Raw genomic sequence first — 17,678 nt, forward strand, 5'->3', positions numbered from 1 at the left:
CCTGATGCGGAACAACCCCACTGCCAGGTCGGCGGCGGTTTCGAAACGAACCCGGCCGCGCGTCCGGCGGCCTCGGTGTTCGCCCGCGCCGAATCGGCGGCGGCGACCGCGGCATATGCCTGCTGCGTCACGGCGGTGATCTGGTCGATGGGCGAGATCCAGGCGGAGATCTGTGGACCGATCTGCTGCATGACGCGGTTGTGCGTCTCCGCCGCGGCGGCGGCGGTCGCGTTCATCTCCGCCGCTGACGCGGCCGCCCACGCCTCGCCGGACTTCGTATGCGCCCGCGCCGCCGCGGTCGCCGCGCGTCCGGCGGCTCCGGAGGCCGCGCGCGCGGCGTCCGCCGCCGCCCGCGCGGCTTGCACGGCGACGCTGGATGCCACCGCGGCGCGGTCGGCCGCCTCAGCCGCACGCTGGGCCTGACGCTTGGCCTCCGCCGACTCCTGTCCAGCCAGCGAGGCGAGGCGTTGCGCCTCCAGCGCGTCGTTCTTGGCCGCCAGGGACTCGGCCTTCGCGCGATCCGCCTGCGCGACCGCGGAGATCGACTCGAATGCGGCACGGCGAGTCGCCTCCGTGGCGCTCGCCCGGAGATCGCCCAAGGTCTGGTTCTCGTTGTCCCGGGCCTGGCCCACCCCCCAGTCGATCTGCACGAATCGTTCCTGCATCTCCAGGCTGCCGTCCTGGAGCGCCCGGTTCGCCGCGGCCTGCACCTCCGGGCCGCCGTCAGCCATCGCACGATTGACGATCGCCCGCAGGTCCAGCCGGTACGGCAGCCGCCATCCCGACTCGATGAACTGCCCCAAGGCCGTACGCGACCCGTTGCGCAGCACCGCGTTCGCGGCAGCCTTGACCTCCGGTCCACCGGCCGCCTTCATCTCGTTCACACTGGCGCGCAGGTCGATCTCCCGAGCGGTCTCCCAGCCGCCGTCGAGAAAGGCCACCACGGCACCGGAGTTGTCCGAGACCAGGGCGGCGTTGGCAGCGCCGGACACCTCGGGGCCTCCGTGGGCCTTGATGCGGCCGACCTGCTCACGATCGTCCTGCGTCGCGAGCCGGGGAAGCTGGGCGAGAAAGGCGCAGATCTCCGCTTCGCCTCCGAGCAGCGCGTCCTCCGCGGCCGGACGGACGTTCACACCGCCCGTGACCCAGGCATCCAGGACCACCTGGCGTTCGCATGCCGGCGCGCGAGGTGGGTCCGCCGCCGCCCGTGCTTCGGCAATCGGGCTGCTCACGAGAAGCAGCGAGAGCACGGCGCCGACGGCACCCGTCGTCGAGCGAATCGCCTTCATCGCAGTCATTCCACCTGTTCGGTCGATGCTTCCAAAGGAATGGGCTGACCGGCCGACCGGCTGTCACATGCCGGTCGGCCGTTCCGTTCTCAGCTGACGACCCGCAGTTCCAGGAGGGTCTCTCGGCAGTTGTCCGGATAGTCCGGGTGGCTCTCGTCACAGGTGGTGTCCGTACGCCCGAACTGCTCGCTCTCGTCCCGCTCCACGCGCTTGGTGCGCTCCGCGCCGGACGTCACGTTCACCACAGTCGCGTCCACGTCATGGCCGGCCCCCGGTGAGCGGCTGTCCCCCTGGACCTCATAGACGTTCGGGATCCGGAGCTTCACGTATCCCGCGGGTCCGATGACCTTGAAGCACACCGCCGTCACGCCGAGGTGTGGCTCGCCGACCTCGGTCTGGCCGTTCAACAGACCCGGGAACACCTTGATCACGCCGACCCCGTTCTCCGGCGACGCGGTGCACGAGACCCAGATGATCCCGCCGTTGCCGGAGAGCAGCTGGAAGTGCTTCGCCTCGGCCTCGTCCGTACCCCAGTCGTCCTGACCGGATGTACCTGCGAACTCGTGATGGAAGTCCACGGGATAGGCGAAGTTCTCCACGATGGAGTCAGGGCGGATGACCGGCGACACGGTTTCCAGGACCGGCACCCCAGGCGGATAGGCCCGGCTCACGAGCCACGCGATCCCGTCCATCGGCCGGTAGAGGAACAGATAGCTCTGCCCGCCCGACCCCTGGAGATCGAAGGCGATGATCCGGTCCCTCGTGCTCTTCAGGTCATAGCCACCGATGCCGGTCGAGCTGTGGAACACCGCTCTGAACGTGTTGCCCGTGCCGTGCTGGAGGACCCAGGCCGTCTGCGAGCCCGGACGGTAGAGCAGCAGATGATCCAGCTTCCCCGAATCCTCATAATCGAAGGCGATGATCTGATCCGCCGTGCCCTTCAGGTCGTAACCACCGATCCCGCCAGCGGCTGAGGAGTAGACCGGCGCGTAGGCGCCGTCCGCGCCTCGCTTGAGGATGGAGACCATCCCGGCCCCCGGCCGATACGTCACCAGATGATCGAGCTTCCCCGAGCCCTCGTAGTCGAAGGCGATGATCCGGTCCGCCGCGTTCAGCAGGTCAAAGCCGGCGATGCCGGTCGAGCTGTGGAACACCGCTCTGAACGTGTTGCCCGCGCCGTGCTCGAGGATCCAGGCCGTGTGCCCGCCCGGACGGTAGAGCAGCAGATGATCGAGTTTCCCCGAGCCCTCGTAGTCGAAGGCGATGATCTGATCCGCCGCGTCCTTCAGGTCATAACCACCGATCCCACTGTCGGCCGTGGAATAGACCGGCGTGAATGTGGCACCACTGCCGTGCTTGAGAATGTGCACGATCCCGGTCGCCGGCCGGTACAACACCAGATGATCGAGCTTCCCCGAGCCCTCGTAGTCGAAGGCGATGATCCGGTCCGCCGGGCTCTTCAGGTCATAGCCGCCGATCCCGCCGTCGGCCGAGGCGTAGACCGCCGCGTAGGTGCCGTCCGCGCCTCGCTTGAGGATGGAGACCATCCCAGCTCCCGGCCGGTACAACAGCAGGTGATCCTGCTTCCCCGAATGTGCGTAGTCGAACGCCACCACCTGGTCGCGGGCATCCTTCAGGTCATAGCCGCCGATCCCTGTCGAACTGGGGCCGTACGTCCGGAAGGTGGCGGTGGGCTCGGCCGCGACCAGGTTGATCCAGCTCGCCAGGTCGTCCACTCGCACCGCGTCGGCGCCGCGCGGCCCGTTGGCAGCCGCGCCGAGGCAGCCCCCCTGCCCCGCGCCGATGTTGAGCCCGACGAGCTCCTGACGGCTCCCGCCCGTACGGAACACCGGGGCACCCGCGTCGCCCTGACAGGCGCTCGTGTCGCCGCCACTCGCTGCGGTCCAGCCGAACGAGCCGGCGGCCACGGCCCCGGCGGTGACCGGCGCGGCACGCAGCCGGTTGGGCGCCCACTCCTCAGCGGTCCGGCCATAGCCGGCGACCTGCAGCGCATCCCCCGCGGCGGGAGCCGTGGAGCTGACCGCGACAGGTGTCACGTCGAGTACCCGCAGCGACAACCGGACCAGCACGACATCCCGGTCATGGTGCGGATGGATCCACTCCACGGGCAGCACCCGTCCGCCCGAGCCGAACAGGTCCGTCCTGCCGACCGTCACCGTCGTCGCCTCCGTCGGCGCCCCGCTCTTGACGGGCTGCCCCTCAGCGGCGAAACAACTGGTGGCCGTGATCACCCACTGCGGGCTGACCAGGGCTCCAGTGCATCCGTGTTTCTCACCGACGTTCACCTTCGCCACGAAACCCCACGTACCGTCGGCGACCGGGCTCCCGCCTCGCATCGCATGCGCCGGCGTCGCCTCCACCCAGAGCACGGCCGAGGAGATGACCATCAAGAACGAGAGGGCTGTGATGTGTAATAACCGGATCATTCGCTGGAGGTTCACGGCACGATTGTGAGAGTCACGACCTTGGCGAACCAGGGCATCTACCGGACATTTGCCCCAGCGGAGAGATCCTTTACACGGGCCGGCCCGGCCGCTCGACTCGACCATGCCCCAGGTTCAGGTAGAGACGATGTGCCTGTAGCAGATGTTCAATACTTCGAGACTCAGATGATCGTCGTTGTCCCGGCGTAGCCCGAGGGTCCGGATGAGGCTGGCCACCTGGGGGAAGGCATCCAGGGGGTCGGGGCCCAGCGCGATAGCGGCGGCCGACAGCGCGTTGCGCTTGCGGTGCAGGTCATCCACCTGTGTCTGCGTACCAGCTGTGCCAATCTGGCGGCCGTACTCCTCGGACAGGCTCCGCAGCCGCTGGGCCAGAACTTCGGCCTCCGGAGGCCGGGCGTCGATGGCGGCCAAGGCCGCCTCGGTGAGGGGAGTGCGCACATCGGCGGTGGACAGGCCGATGGTGATGAACATCCGCAGCATCCTGGGCACCTGCTCTGGTCCGGGATGGTCGACGATGTCGCGGATCTGCGGTGCCCGGGTGAGGAGTTCCCGCATGTCCGCGTACGGCAGCCGGACGGCGCCTTGACGTGCGGGACGGGACGGGCGTATCCGGATGGGCGTCCACACCGAGTCCATCCAGGTGTCGTCGGTCTCGATGCCGGTGACCACCTCGGCCAGGGTGAAGGCCGCCGCCTTCCACGAAGCGCGCCACTCCCCGTCATCGATCCCCAGAGACCTGCTCCATCGGCGGGCGTCGTCGAGGCCCTCCTGGTCGTCATGCATGCCGGCGGGGTCGAAGGTCACAGCGATCACCGAACCGGTGGCGTAGGAGAGGCTCGCGTCCGTGCCGGTGCACCAGGTCAGGTTGAGCCCCTCCCCGGAGCCGCAGGCGTCGAGCAGGACGTCGTCGCGCGCGCCGATGGTGCTGTCCGGTTCCAGCACGATGATCCATTCTCCTTGCCTGCGCAGCAGGACCACCGGGTCCGGCTCCTCGGCCAACCGGGATGCCAGTCGGCTGGCGACACTGGTGACCTGGCCTTGGGCCGCGTCGGCAGGCTCGCCGTTGAAGGCCCGCACGACGTCCTCGGGTTCGGCCCCGCGAACCCACGTGACGCAGATGTCCTCGTCCAGTAATTCCCACACGTCATCCGCGGCCACGGCGAAATCGTTGTCCATCTGACCATCTCCCGCATGTGTCGTGAGAAGGCCCGCGAGGCTCAGCCGCCCGGCCGTCCCGGCAACGCCATCAGCCTCGGCGGGCCCTTCCATTGCCCTTGCTACAACGTTGGATTCATCTCATTCACTGCGTACGATGCCGGTGCCTCCTCGGCGGTGAGGATGCTCTTGCCGGAGGCGGGCGTGTTGACGCCGTTGGTGCGGCATGTTGTGATCCACACATGCGTATTTCGTACTTATTTAGTAGGAAATGAGGTGGTTATGAGGTTACTCCAGCGTGCCGCCGCAGTTGTCATGCTCCTTGCGAGCGCGGCGGGCATCCAGGTCGTGCAGAGTGGACCGGCGCAGGCGACTCTGCCCACCGCCGCCGTCGCGCTCGGCGACAGCTTTATCAGCGGGGAGGGCGCGGGGGACTACCAGCCCGTCGTCGACGCCTCCGGTACGGCACAGGCCTTCCCCGGCTGGTCGGCGCCCAACAGCAACGCCTACTTCTGTCACCGGTCGGCGAACGCCTCGGTGTTCACGGCGTCGCTCCCGGGCATTCAGCAACGTTTCAACCTCGCGTGCTCCGGCGCCCAGCCCGCCGACATGGCCACCCCCGCAAGCGCCCGGGCCGAGGGCCGCGACGTCGCCTCGCAACTCGATCAGCTGCGCGCTCTCGCCCAGACGCACGACATCGACGTCGTCCTCGTCGGCCTCGGCTCCAACAACACCCACTTCACCTTCGGCGACGTGGCCACGCTGTGCGCCAACCGCTTCATCGCCGACGCCTGGACAGGCTGGTGGGAGTTCTGGGCCTACCTGAAGGGCGACGTGCCGCAGAAGCCCTGCAGCGCCTCGGACCTGGCCACCGACGCCGAGGTCGCCGCCGCCACCACCGAGACCACCGCGGGCCTGCGCCAGATCCTCGACACCCTCGCCGAGATCGACGCCGACGGCACCCACCAGGTGATTCTGCAGACCTACACCAACCCGCTGCCGCCCGACATCGCTCCGCAGTACTACGACGAGGACGGCCGCACCGACACCCGCGACAAGTTCCGCGCCCTCGGCGCCGAGCGCTACGCCGCCGGGTGCCCGATCCACCGTGCGAGCCTCGCCCCTGGGCACGTGTTCTCCGAGAACCTCGGCTCCCTGGTCAAGAACGCGTATGCCACGCTGGCAGCCGAACGCCCGGCGGCCGACCTGCGCGTACTGGACGTCCAGAGGGCTTTCGACGGGGCCAGGCTCTGCGAGAACCCCGACAGCCCGGCGGGTGCGCTAGCGACGCCGATCCGGGTACAGGACGGGCCGTCCGGCACGTTCATCACCAGCCTGTCCGGCTGGGACAAGATCGGCATCCAGCGGGCGGCGAACACCTGCGTCACCTACTTCCAGACCTGCCAGGAGTCGTGGCACCCCAACGCCGCGGGCCAGATGGTCCTCGGCCAATGCCTGACCGGCGCGTTCGCCGCGGCTCCCCGCGTGATCGTCACGTGCGCCCGTAACGCGAACGGCACGCTCACCATCTCCTGACGTCTCCTCAGCTTCGCGTCCGGCTCCTCTGGAGCCGGACGTGTCGCGGGGGCAAGCGATCGGCCTGGGCAGCGTGGCAGGGACGGCGCCGCCCGGGGATTCCCGTGCCGCTATGCGGCAGCTCGTGCCGCTTGCGCGGCCCGTGCTGTGGAACGGGGTGCTTGACGTTTTGCGGACCCGGGTGGGTCTCCACGCCCTGGACGACCAGCCCGGCTAGCGTGACCATCGCGCGGTTCCGCTTCGGGCCCCCATCGCGAGGCGAACGAGACTACGACGGAGAACCGCGCCACGATGCGTATCGGGCCTCAGCCGGCGCCTCCACCCCAGGCGTGAGCGCACCTTCCAGATCTACCCCGTCCGCGCCAGCCTGCTCGGCTATCAGCATGAGCCGCCTGGTGATGCGGTGCCGCGCGGCAAAACCGGCCACCAGCCCGATGGGTGGCGTTGGTACTGTACGAACTGGTGGACGGCGGCCTGGCCGACCGAGCCGCCCGCGACATCAACCGTTACCCCCTGTTGTGCCTGGGTAGCCGCACTCACGTGACAGAAAAACGACAAAGCTACCTTCCCGGCACGGGAGTATGGTGGGGCACCCGGGGCTCGAACCCGGAACCTACGGATTAATAGGCGACCAAGATTGTCCTCAGGTAGTCGACCACTGCGTCGCCTGACCGGGTTCGTACGGCCACATAACCGTCCGGCCGGACGAGGATGAGAGTGCCCCTGTTGGCGCCATAGCGCTTGCTCGGTGGGCCTGGCTCCAGCTGGTAGACGCGGATGTCGTCGCCGTGGAGTCTGTCCAGGCGCTCGGCCAGACCTGGCACGATCGCGCCGAACTGGAGCAGCGTGAAGTGGGGGCCGCGGAAAAGGTCGAACAACCGCGACTGCTCGCCGGTCACTGGGTGCAGGCACGGCGAGTCGGGCGCCCGGTCGCCGGGCCGGACCTTGCCCTTGTCGCCGACCGACAGCTCGGAGCTGCGGTAGTTCACGCTGAGCTGGGAGGTCTTGCTCACGATCGCCTTGGTCACCGCGGGGCTGCGCATCAGCGGCAGGATGATCCGGTCGCGCAGGAAGGTCATCAGAGGCTTGGTGGAGAACAGCGCGGTCATGCTGGCGCCGCTGGTCTTGAGCACGGATTCGGCCACCGGGCGGCGCTCCTGCTCATAGGTGTCGAGCAGGCTGTCGGGGACTTGGCCGCGTACCGCGAGGGCCAGCTTCCAACCGAGGTTGTAGGCGTCCTGGATGCCGGTGTTCATGCCGAGCCCGCCCGCGATCGGGTGGACGTGAGCGGCGTCTCCGGCGATGAAGACGCGGCCGGCACGGTAGCGGTCGGCGAGCCGTACCTTATAGCTGAAGTGCGACAGCCAGGTGGCGTTGTGCAGGCGCACATCCGTCCGGCCGGTGCGCTGCGCGAACAGGCGCTGGAAAAGCTCGAGTGAGGGCTCCTGGCCGGCACCCTCCTCGCCGGGGCGTACGGTGAGGCCGAACTGCCACGACTGCGTACCGGGCAGCAGTGCGAGGCCCACGGAGGACTCATTCGCTGCGTACCAGACATAGGAGCCGTCGCGGGGCAGTCCGTCCACCTCCACGTCGCCGAGCAGGTAGTGCTCGGTCTCCGACACCAGCCCGGGGAAGGTGATCCCGGCGGCCTCGCGTACGGCGCTACCGCCGCCGTCACAGCCTACGAGGTAGGAGGCGTGGATCACCTCACCCGTGGCGAGCTGCGCGACGACCTGGCTGTCGGACTGTTTGAGGTCGGCCAGTTGCAGACCGCGCTCTACGTGGCCGCCCAGCTCGGTCAGGCGGGCGCGGAGTATCTGCTCGGTGCGCCACTGCGGCAGCAGGACGAGCGTCGGGTACGGCACGTCCGGCCGAGGGTGGGCACCGGCCAGGAGGTGTAGCTCCGCGATGAACCGGCGGTCCATGTAAATCCGCGCCGGCATCTCGGCGGTCCCCGCTTCCAGGAAGTCCTGGACCACGCCGAGATCGTCGAACACCTCCAGGCTGCGTGGCTGTATGCCCTTGCCCCGCGACTGGTGGTGGAATTCGGGAGATCTGTCGATCACTCGGAAGGTGATGCCGCGCCGGGCCAGCTCGCAAGCCAGCGTCAGCCCGGTCGGTCCGCCTCCGACGATGAGCACGTCTACGTCGGTCATGTCTTCCCTCAATTCAGGACGGAACCTATCCGTTCCATTTGCAGGATAAGTGACCCCAAAGTTGGGACGCAACCGTTCCGTCTCGTGTTAATATCGCTGATATGGCCGAGATCCGCCCGCGTGGTCGCGGCGCCGCCGTGCTGCGCCAGACAGTTACCGACACCATCGTCGCGGCGGCGGTCGCCGAGCTGGCTGAGACAGGTTATGCCGGTATGTCTATGGGGGCGGTGGCCCGGCGGGCCGGTACGGGAAAGGCCGCGCTCTACCGGCGGTGGCCGTCGAAAGAGGCGATGGTGGTCGACCTCATCGACGTCGTCGCCTCCCGGGAGGTCCCGACAGACGGGGCCGGTGACCTGAGTGGCGATGTGCGAGCCTACGTCCGAGCGGTGGCGGAGGCGCTGTCGGATCCCCTGGTCATGCGCATCGTGCTCGATCTGACAGCCGAGGCCGCCCGCAACCCCGGGCTCTCCGAGGCATTCGACACCGCGATCCGGCAACCGCGCAGGACCGCATGCGAGCGGTTTCTGAGGAGCGCGGTGGAGCGTGGCCAGTTGCCCCTCGACCTTGACCTTGACCTGGCCCTCGACCTGCTGGTCGGGCTCACGCAGTGGCGTGTCCTCAACACCGGCCGGACCGTCGACGACTCCTCTGTCGAAGCGACGAGCAAGCTGATCATCCAGGCGCTTCCGCTCTGCGTGGGCGCCGGCGACAGGCGTGGTGTGCGGGGATGACGGTCCCTGTGCGTGCCAGAAACTCGGTGCCCGAAGTTCCCGCCGATGATGGAGGCCGACTCCGAGGAAGCGAACGAGACCGGTGCCGTCCTCCTGGAGCAGGTGGGGCACACGGCCATGGTCGTGGAGCCCATGGGGATCCGCTCCCAAGGGGGTGAGGCAGCCTTTCGCCGATGTGCGGCGATGTTTCGCGCGCCCGCAACGGTGCCGCGGAACCAGGCTGCTACTCGTCGATCCAGCCGAGCTCAACTGCCCACCCGTGCGTCATGGCTTCGGCCGCGGGTAGCGTGAGGAATGAAACGGCACACAGAACAACAAGGAGCCCGATCGGAACAGCCCAAGCACGAGGACGGGTTTCCGGCGGACCGGCCCCATCCTGTCCAGCGTCGGCACGGCGCTCGTGCCGGAGCCGCGTCTCCGGGAGCCGACGGTCGGCAGGCCTAAACGCCCACGACGCGATGGCGCCTTGGCTCGCTGTCCGAGGCCGAGGATGTCGTTCAAGAGACCCATGCTCGCTGGTACGCCATGGAACCTCAGACCGGCGGCATCCGCAGGCCCGTCGCCCTCGCCAGGAAGCACCGCCACCGCGCGATCCTGGCAGACGACGCGCACGCCGAGTCGCACTTCCGGAGCGCGCTAGCGGACGGCGGACTCGACCAGCACCCCTTCGACCGGGCGCGGACCGAACTTCTCTACGGGGAATGGCTGCGCCGCAACCACCGCAGGACCGAGGCCCAGCCGATACTGAGGGCCGCAGGCGAGACTGGCTCGCGGCACTGACGGATGCGGCCTGGCCGCCTTGATCTGGACCGCACGCACGCGGTCATGGTCATCGGCGCGTGGCACATCGCGTATGCGTCGGGGCCCGGAGCGGGCATCCTGAACGCCGTAGGTCGTCGTGGCAGCTTCGCCTCGCCTATCTACATCGCATCGTCAAAGATCTCTGATGCCTGGGCAGGCGCTCCCATCGTGAGGCGATCCCTTGAGATGGGCCACTCAACCTCCGCTCCGGGCTGTCATCCCCGGAGGCCGTTACTGGATGGGGACCTGGAGGTCACGGAATGGGCCGATCTTGACTTTGAGGGTGTCGGTGGTGTCGGGCAGGGCGAAGAGGTTCCAGAACGCGCGGGTCTGGCCGGGTGCGAACTTCTCGGTGCTGATGCGGACGCCGGAGACGTCGGTGCACGCGCAGTAGTAGTCCATGCCGTCGTCGGTGGGGACTTCCAGGCGGGCGGGCAGATACTGGCGGCCGGCGGTGATGTCGGTCAGCCGGACGTTGCTTGCGGCCTGGTATTTGTAAGCCTCCCAGTCCTGGGCGTGGTGAAGGTCGTTGAACCAGGTCTCGGCCGATCCCTGGTTGGTGATGTTGTAGGTGAGTAGGCCGAGGCCGCCGGGCAGTCGGCGCAGGCCGGCGATCTGCATGGTGATGGGCTGGCCGTCCGCTTTGGTGGTGGCGGTGAGGCCGGTCGCGCCGGGGGACGTCGTGGTCGCCGGTTGCTGGGCGGGGGGCTGGGGCTTGGGGAAGGTGACGGTGACGCGGCGGTTGCGACGTTTGCCTTCGTCGCTGTCGTTGTCGTACAGGGGGCGGCGTGAGCCGTAGCCCTTGGCCTGGAAGCGGACCCCGTCCTTGGAGAGCTGCGCCGTCAGGGCGCGTTGGACGGCCTGGGCGCGGCGCAGTGACAGGGGGTCGTTGATGGCGTGGTTGCCGGTGGAGTCGGCGTGGCCGGCCACGGTCACCACGGTGGCGGGGGAGGCGTCGATGAGTCTGGCGGTGCGGGTCATGATCGACTTGGCTTGGGTGGTGAGGGTGGCCTTGTCGATGGCGAACAGCACGTCTGAGGAGAGGTTGATCTGGAGGTCTTTGCCGTCGTCGGCGGTCTCCTCGGATTTGTCGAGGGATTCGGAGGGGAGGATGAGGCGGCGGGTGATCGGGGTGACGGGTTGGGCGTCGGGGTCGGGGAAGTCGCCGGTGGGGGGTTGGTCGCTGATGGGCACGTTGAGCATCGGCGGGGCCACGGGGGTGACGACGGTGGTCGAGGCGGGGTTGCCTGATGGTGCGGGCAGTATCGCGTAGAGGGTGATCGATTGGCCGGGGTCGATGAAGTGGTCGAGGCCGTCGCGTTTCTGGTCGGTGCACAGGCAGGGGGAGTCGGCGGGTTGGTAGGGCAGGATCCAGGTGCGGGTTTGCGCGTCGAGGACGCCGATGCCGGAGGCCCACGCCATCGTGCCGAGGGGGCGGGTGCGGTCGCCCATGTCGGCGGCCCAGGACACCTTTTCTGTGCCGGTGTTGGACAGGCGGATCTGGGTGATGAGGTGCTTGGCCTTGACGCGGTTGAGGCCGACGACCTCGACCTTGAGGTTCGGGGTCTCGGTGCCGCGGGTTTCGGCCAGGGCCGGTTGGGCGGCTTGACCAGACGCTGTGGCGGTGGCGGGCGGCCCGCTGGTGGTCGGGGCGTTCGACGGAGGCGTGGTGGTGGCGGGCGGGGGCGCGGCTTCCCTCATCGGCAGCACCCCGCACCCGGCCGTGGCCAGCGTGAGCATGGCGGTCAGGGCCAGGATCCGGTTAGGAATGGGGGAGAACGTATCCCGTCTGAAATGTTGGCGCTCAGGCCGCGTGAGAGCGATGCGCACACCCCGGCCTGAGGTGTCCCGCCCGTCAGTCGCGCGCATGCGACACCACTAGCTTTCTTTGCATTAGGGACTCCTTTTCGGATGGCCTTGGGTGATACGTGCAGAGTGGGGAAGGCGAGCTGCGGTCGTCCGATCGCGGTCCTTACTTACGCGATGGGCTGTCCCAGTCGCACTTGTAGTCGATGACGATTCCGGCACCCGTCTGTCGCGCCCGCGCTGCCTGCGGCCTTCGCGCGCCGCGCACTCTTCCTCTCCTGAACGCGCACAGCCGATCGCGTCACGCACCACTTTTGTCACCCATGGGCACCGGGACCGGCGCGCCGCCCATCCATTGCCTGCCGGCGTTTCGGCACCCACACGCTAAGGACAAGATCGTCCATGCCTGACCCTGACCATACTATACGGTACGGTACGGTATGGTGCATCGTGAGCAATTCATTGCCCGAAGAGAGCGTGTCAGTATTGCCCGATCCGGTTTGGCCGGTTGTCGTCCTAGCGATCATCCAGGCGGGTGACGCCCTGTGCTGCGCTCGTCCTCTACTTCATGACCGGCCATCGCGATGCACATCGCGGCCCGAGACTTTGGCCGCAACCTCTTCCTCAACGCCACCGTCATGCTGCTGATCTGCATCGCAGTCGGCGTCTTCAGCTTCATGGCATGAAACTCGCATGCGCCTCGGCGAGCGCGGACCGCTCCGTACCCGGTGGTACGTTCGCCGGATGAGCACGGCACGAGACCGGTGGCTGAACGAAGGCTTGAAGGTCCTCGCAGAATGAAGGCGCAGCAGGGATTCGAATCGATCGGATCGCCGCTCGGCTCAACCTGTCGAAAGGATCGTTCCACCATCACTTCGATGGCGCCGAAGGATACAAGAAAGCGCTTCTCGCCCATTTCGCGCGCCAATCGATCGAGATGCTCGAGAATGCAATTTCCGAGATCGGTGAATCGGCTGGTGCCCGGGTAATCCTGACGCGGCTGACGAAACTCGTCCGCCCTGGCGGCACAGGACTCTATCGTCCGGAAATCGATGTCGCAGTGCGGGCGTGGGCGACATGGGATGCGGATGTGCGTGCCGTGCAGACCCGCCTTGATGAGGCCAGATTGTCTGCACTCCAGCATGGGCCCTGGTCAGGGCCGAGAGCGTTCTCAACTGGTGGGAGACACCACGGGCTTGACGATGTTCCGCCCTGACCCCGCAGGGGCCGTAAACCCCGGTCATCCCCATCACTCCCGAGCAGGTGCCAGTGTGACCACGGCACCGTCGTCATCGGTCCTGCCCTCCGGCGCCGCTTCACGTCTCGCGCGGTGGTCGCTGCGGGGCCGACGGTCCAGCAGGGGATAGCCGCCGTGGCCAAGGCTGCCCAGCCGGGTCCGGTTACGGACGGTGCCGGGGGCCTTGAGAGAACCGCCTACCGAGCAGCCCCGGTGGGTTCGCACAGTCGATGAAAACCATGACACAAGATGTCGGGTTTTGAGGCGAGCATGGTTCGCTGGTCGGCGCCGATGGAGGACGTGGACCGAGCCCGACGGATAGACAAGGACCCGCGATGCGCGAAACACAAGAAGATCTCAAAAAGCTGCAGGCCCTGCTGGACGCTTCTCTTTCCCGCTCCACCTCGCATCTCCGCTCGCTCATCAATGCCGAGAGCACACTGACCGCAAAGGAGCTCACCGGGGTCCTCACCGGGATGTGCACCCTGGCCCTATCCACCGTGACGGCGAAGGGCGAGCCGCGGATCAGCGGCGTGGACGGGCATTTCCTGCACGGAAAGTGGCACTTCGGCACGGCGCGCGGCGCCGCCAAGGCCCGCCATCTCGCCACCCGGCCCGCCGTCAGTGCCGCGCACATGCGCGGTGAGGATCTGGGCGTGTTCACGCACGGCACGGTGGAGATCCTCAACCCCCAGCACAGCGAGCCAGCCGCGGACTGGCCGGACCTGCTCGCCTACTTCAAGGACTTCTACGGCGACGACCTCTTTGACTGGGACAACGAAGTGGTCTATTACCGGCTGCATCCGCACTGGATGAGCGTCTACGCCCCCGACATCGCCAAGCTCACTGCGGCGTCCCGTTCCTGATCCGCCTGCAGCACGTGCCGCATCGGGATCGGCCACGTGCTGGAAGACCTGGTGAAGCGGCCCCTCAGCGCCATTTGGCGATGAGCGGCCACCGCGTAGTGGCGTTATCGGTTCGTTCGGTATGGGTGGGGATCTGTCCGCCCATGTTCTGCTGTGTTGCGAGAGGGTGGACGAAGGTTGACGGAATTCGTACGGGACGTCGCGAGTATGGGTCGCGAGACCATCGAGGTGGTGGGGGCTCGTACCAACAATCTGCGGGACGTATCGGTGAGCATCCCCAAGAGGCAGCTCGTCGCCTTCACCGGAGTGAGCGGCAGCGGCAAGACCTCGCTGGCCGTCGACACCCTGCACAATGAGGCCCAGCTGCGATATCTGGAGGGGCTTTCGCCGTTCGTACGGCAGTACATCACCCAGCGCAATCGCCCGAAGGTCGACCGCATCCTGGGACTCGGCGCGACGCTCGCGGTCGACCAGCGCCGCCTGAACCGCAACCCCCGATCCACGGTCGCGACGATCACTGGCATCGACGGGCACCTGGGGCTGCTTTACTCGCGCCTTCCGGGAATCGGCGCGGACCCGGCGGCCGCGAGCGGGGACGGGCATCTGACGACCGCTCACTTCGATCGCAATACGCCGGAAGGGAGCTGTGCGGACTGCCACGGGGTGGGCGGGCGCTGGCAGGCGCAGGAGGATCTGGTCATCACCCACCCGGAGCTTCCGCTGTTCGAGGGGGCCTCGCCCTGGTACGCGAAGTGGCGGTCGGGGGAGCACGCGTTCGTACCGGCACTGGCCGAAAAGCGGGGCGTGGACCTCGGCCGGCCGTGGCAGTCGCTGCCGGAAGAGTTCCGCCACTGCGTGCTGTACGGCACGGGGGAGGAGAAGGTCGAGGCGACCGTCGACATGACCAGCAAAAAGGAGACGGTCTCGGTGACATACACCTCAAGCCAGCCGCTTCGCGGCGCGCTCGCCGAGGTGGAACGGGTGTTCGCGAACGCCCAGACCTCCAGCGCCAAGCAGCGCTACCTGCCGTACATGCGCAAGCAGCCGTGCGGCACCTGCGGCGGCAGCGGGTACGACCAAGTGGCCCGGTCCGTGCGGCTCGGCGGCCTGACCTATCCGGACCTGATCGAGGTGGACGTGCGGGAGGTGCGCAGCTGGGCGATGCGCGTGGCCGGCGACCTGGGCGCCCGGCAGCGCGAGGTGGGTGAGCCGCTGCTGCAGGACCTGGGCCGCAGGCTCGGGATCCTCGACCAGCTAGGCCTGGCACATCTCCAGCTGTCCCGGAGCGCGGCGACGCTGTCCGGGGGTGAGTTGCAGCGAACCCGGCTCGCAGCGCAGCTAAGCACCGAGCTGAGCGGCATCGTCTTCGTCCTGGACGAGCCCGGGACCGGGCTGCATCCGGCGGACAAGGCGCACCTGCTCGACATCGCCCTGGAGCTACGCAAGGCCGGCAACACGGTGCTCCTGGTCGAGCACGACCCTGAACTGATCGCCCGGGCCGACTGGGTGATCGACATGGGGCCCGGCGCGGGCCGCTTCGGCGGTGAGGTCCTGGTGTCGGGGCCTCCCGCCGACGTGGCCGCCCACCCGACGTCGCTGACCGGGCGCTATCTGGCCGGTGAGGGGCCGCGGCTGCGCCGGACCCGCTGTCCGGCCGGGGACGACACCGGCTGGGTGGAGCTGCACGGCCTGCGTGCGCACAACGTGACCGCGGACCTGGTGCGTTTCCCGGCCGGTCGGCTCACGTGCCTGACCGGGGTGAGCGGCAGCGGCAAGAGCAGCCTGCTCGGCGCGCTCGGAGCGAGCGTGGAGGCGGCCCTGAACGGGACGGCGACCGACACGGTGCGACAGGTGACCGGCCTGGAGGGGTTCGACTGGGTCGCCGTCGTCGATCAGGAACCGCTCGGGCGGACGCCGCGGTCCAACCCGGCCACTTACAGCAAGGCGTTCGACATTGTCCGCAAGCTGTTCGCCGAAACCGACATGGCGCGCGGACGTGGGGTCACTGCCTCCTGGTTCAGCTTCAACACCGCGGGTGGCGGCCGCTGCGAGAGCTGCACCGGTTATGGCCGCAAGCTGGTCGACATGCACTTTCTGCCGGATGTGTGGGTGGTCTGTGACGCGTGCGAGGGTCGGCGCTACAAGCTGGAGGCTTTGGAAATCAGGTATCAGGGATTGGCCATCGATCAGGTGCTGGAGCTGACCGTCGCCGAGGCTGTGGAGCAGTTCTCCGAACCCCGGCAACTCGCGGAAACCCTGGGAGCCTTGAACCAGGTCGGGCTTGGCTATCTCCAGCTCGGCCAGAGCGCCACAGAGTTGTCCGGCGGCGAGGCGCAGCGGCTGAAGCTGGCGTCCGCGATCCAGCGCGGTGCCGCGAGCCGCAAGGCCGGCCTTGTCGTTCTCGACGAACCCGTCTCGGGACTGCACCCGTCTGACATCCAGCGTGTGGTGGATGCGCTCGATGTGTTGCTCGACTCGGGCAACACCGTCGTCGTGGCCGAACATGACATTTCCGTCGCCGCGTCCGCGGACTGGGTGATTGACCTGGGGCCGGGAGCCGGTCCGGACGGGGGCGCGGTGATCGCGGAGGGCACCCCGGACGCCGTCGCGACCGCGGACACCCCGACCGCCGGTTTCTTCCGGCGGTACGCGGCGGGCCTGCCGCTCTTGGAAGTGCGAGAAGGCGCGCGCTGCTGAGTGTGAGTTGGATTGCTCGATGGGTCTGGTGCGTTTGATGGGGTCTGCGATCACCCCGCCCTGCCCGATCGGGAGGCCGCCACCTTCGCCGACTGGCTGCGCACGCATCCCGGCACTCAGCTGATCTGCCGGGACAGAGCCGGCGGCCACGCTCTGGGCGCCAGGCAGGGCGGTATTGAAGAGTAGGGCGGGTGGGACTTGAACCCACGACCCACGGATTATGAGTCCGATGCTCTGACCGGCTGAGCTACCGCCCCTTGCAAACATGCAGTCTTCCACACCTGAGCCGTCATGCCAGCATAGATCGTCCTCGTTCACTCAGCGCGTACGCCAGACATCCGGGTTGATGGGTAGCGTCGGGCCATGGCGGTCAGGCTGATCTACGAGACGCATTCCCTCACGGTGGACAACGAGACGGGGATCGCCACCGGCTGGTTGCCGGGGGAGTTGTCCCAGGCTGGGCGGGAGTTGGCCGTGGAGTTGGGGGTGCGGCGGCGGGATGTGGATGTGGTGTACGCCTCTGATCTGCGGCGGGCGGTGCAGACGGCGGAGATCGCGTTCGGGGATGGGCGGGAGATTCGGCTCGACTCCCGGTTGAGGGAGTGCGACTACGGGATCTACAACGGGCGGCCCGTCAGTGAGGTGGCGAGGTTGCGGCGGCGGTTCATCGATGTGCCCTGGCCCGGGGGGCAGAGCTATCGGCAGGTGGTCGCGGAGACCGCGGCGTTTCTCGAGGAGGTGATGGACAAGTGGCAGGGGCGTACGGTGCTGGTCATCGCGCACTCGGCCAATCGGTGGGCGCTGGAGAATCTGCTTGAGGGGGCGGAGTTGGCGGAGCTCGTGGATGCTCCGTTCGACTGGAAGCCGGGGTGGGAGTACACCCTGGCCTAAGCGCCTGGAGCCCCCTAGCGGGCCTGGGGAGGCGTGGCTCCCCCGGCC

Annotated in this window: 12 protein-coding genes and 1 tRNA gene; 6 read left to right on the forward strand and 7 right to left on the reverse strand. The window is 68.0% G+C overall.

What is annotated here, in order from left to right:
- The 3 genes from AB0B61_RS50020 to AB0B61_RS50030 form a co-directional block, all read right to left on the reverse strand.
- The coding region (locus AB0B61_RS50020) for an ALF repeat-containing protein (RefSeq protein WP_358448184.1) at window positions 1-1,289 on the reverse strand (1,289 nt) is incomplete at its 3' end.
- A gap of 89 nt (window positions 1,290-1,378) precedes the next feature.
- Complete coding sequence (locus AB0B61_RS50025; protein ID WP_358448185.1) at window positions 1,379-3,751, reverse strand: trypsin-like serine protease; 2,373 nt, start codon at window positions 3,749-3,751, stop codon at window positions 1,379-1,381.
- A gap of 117 nt (window positions 3,752-3,868) precedes the next feature.
- Window positions 3,869-4,930 carry a DUF6461 domain-containing protein gene (locus AB0B61_RS50030; RefSeq protein WP_358448186.1) on the reverse strand — a complete coding sequence of 354 codons (1,062 nt, stop codon included), beginning with the start codon at window positions 4,928-4,930 and terminating at the stop codon, window positions 3,869-3,871.
- A 261-nt stretch (window positions 4,931-5,191) separates the two neighbouring features.
- On the opposite strand from AB0B61_RS50030, the gene AB0B61_RS50035 reads away from it, so the two are divergent.
- Complete coding sequence (locus tag AB0B61_RS50035) at window positions 5,192-6,445, forward strand: hypothetical protein (RefSeq protein ID WP_358448187.1); 1,254 nt, start codon at window positions 5,192-5,194, stop codon at window positions 6,443-6,445.
- Window positions 6,446-7,065: 620 nt separating this feature from the next.
- Here AB0B61_RS50035 and AB0B61_RS50040 read toward each other — a convergent pair.
- A complete protein-coding gene (locus AB0B61_RS50040) occupies window positions 7,066-8,601 on the reverse strand; it encodes an FAD-dependent monooxygenase (protein WP_358448189.1) in 1,536 nt (511 codons plus the stop codon).
- 101 nt (window positions 8,602-8,702) lie between these two features.
- Between AB0B61_RS50040 and AB0B61_RS50045 the strand changes: the two genes are divergently transcribed.
- A complete protein-coding gene (locus AB0B61_RS50045; protein WP_358448191.1) occupies window positions 8,703-9,332 on the forward strand; it encodes a TetR/AcrR family transcriptional regulator in 630 nt (209 codons plus the stop codon).
- Window positions 9,333-9,857: 525 nt separating this feature from the next.
- Window positions 9,858-10,112 carry a hypothetical protein gene (locus AB0B61_RS50050; RefSeq protein WP_358448193.1) on the forward strand — a complete coding sequence of 85 codons (255 nt, stop codon included), beginning with the start codon at window positions 9,858-9,860 and terminating at the stop codon, window positions 10,110-10,112.
- Between the two features lie 252 nt (window positions 10,113-10,364).
- On the opposite strand, the gene AB0B61_RS50055 is transcribed toward AB0B61_RS50050, so the two are convergent.
- Both AB0B61_RS50055 and AB0B61_RS50060 read right to left on the reverse strand, forming a co-directional pair.
- Window positions 10,365-11,873, reverse strand: a complete 1,509-nt coding sequence (locus AB0B61_RS50055; RefSeq protein WP_358448195.1) for an OmpA family protein — start codon at window positions 11,871-11,873, stop codon at window positions 10,365-10,367.
- 589 nt (window positions 11,874-12,462) lie between these two features.
- Window positions 12,463-13,083 carry a hypothetical protein gene (locus AB0B61_RS50060; RefSeq protein ID WP_358448196.1) on the reverse strand — a complete coding sequence of 207 codons (621 nt, stop codon included), beginning with the start codon at window positions 13,081-13,083 and terminating at the stop codon, window positions 12,463-12,465.
- 428 nt (window positions 13,084-13,511) lie between these two features.
- On the opposite strand from AB0B61_RS50060, the gene AB0B61_RS50065 reads away from it, so the two are divergent.
- Both AB0B61_RS50065 and AB0B61_RS50070 read left to right on the forward strand, forming a co-directional pair.
- Window positions 13,512-14,042, forward strand: a complete 531-nt coding sequence (locus AB0B61_RS50065; protein ID WP_358448198.1) for a pyridoxamine 5'-phosphate oxidase family protein — start codon at window positions 13,512-13,514, stop codon at window positions 14,040-14,042.
- A 177-nt stretch (window positions 14,043-14,219) separates the two neighbouring features.
- Window positions 14,220-16,739, forward strand: coding sequence for an excinuclease ABC subunit UvrA (locus tag AB0B61_RS50070; protein WP_358448200.1), 2,520 nt, complete (start codon window positions 14,220-14,222; stop codon window positions 16,737-16,739).
- Between the two features lie 183 nt (window positions 16,740-16,922).
- On the opposite strand, the gene AB0B61_RS50075 is transcribed toward AB0B61_RS50070, so the two are convergent.
- A tRNA-Ile gene (locus AB0B61_RS50075) sits at window positions 16,923-16,996 on the reverse strand.
- Between the two features lie 106 nt (window positions 16,997-17,102).
- On the opposite strand from AB0B61_RS50075, the gene AB0B61_RS50080 reads away from it, so the two are divergent.
- Window positions 17,103-17,630 carry a histidine phosphatase family protein gene (locus tag AB0B61_RS50080; protein ID WP_358448201.1) on the forward strand — a complete coding sequence of 176 codons (528 nt, stop codon included), beginning with the start codon at window positions 17,103-17,105 and terminating at the stop codon, window positions 17,628-17,630.
- Window positions 17,631-17,678: the final 48 nt, after the last annotated feature.

Origin of the sequence: Nonomuraea sp. NPDC049158, assembly GCF_040648335.1 — a bacterium.
In the GTDB taxonomy this organism is placed as follows: Bacteria; Actinomycetota; Actinomycetes; order Streptosporangiales; family Streptosporangiaceae; genus Nonomuraea.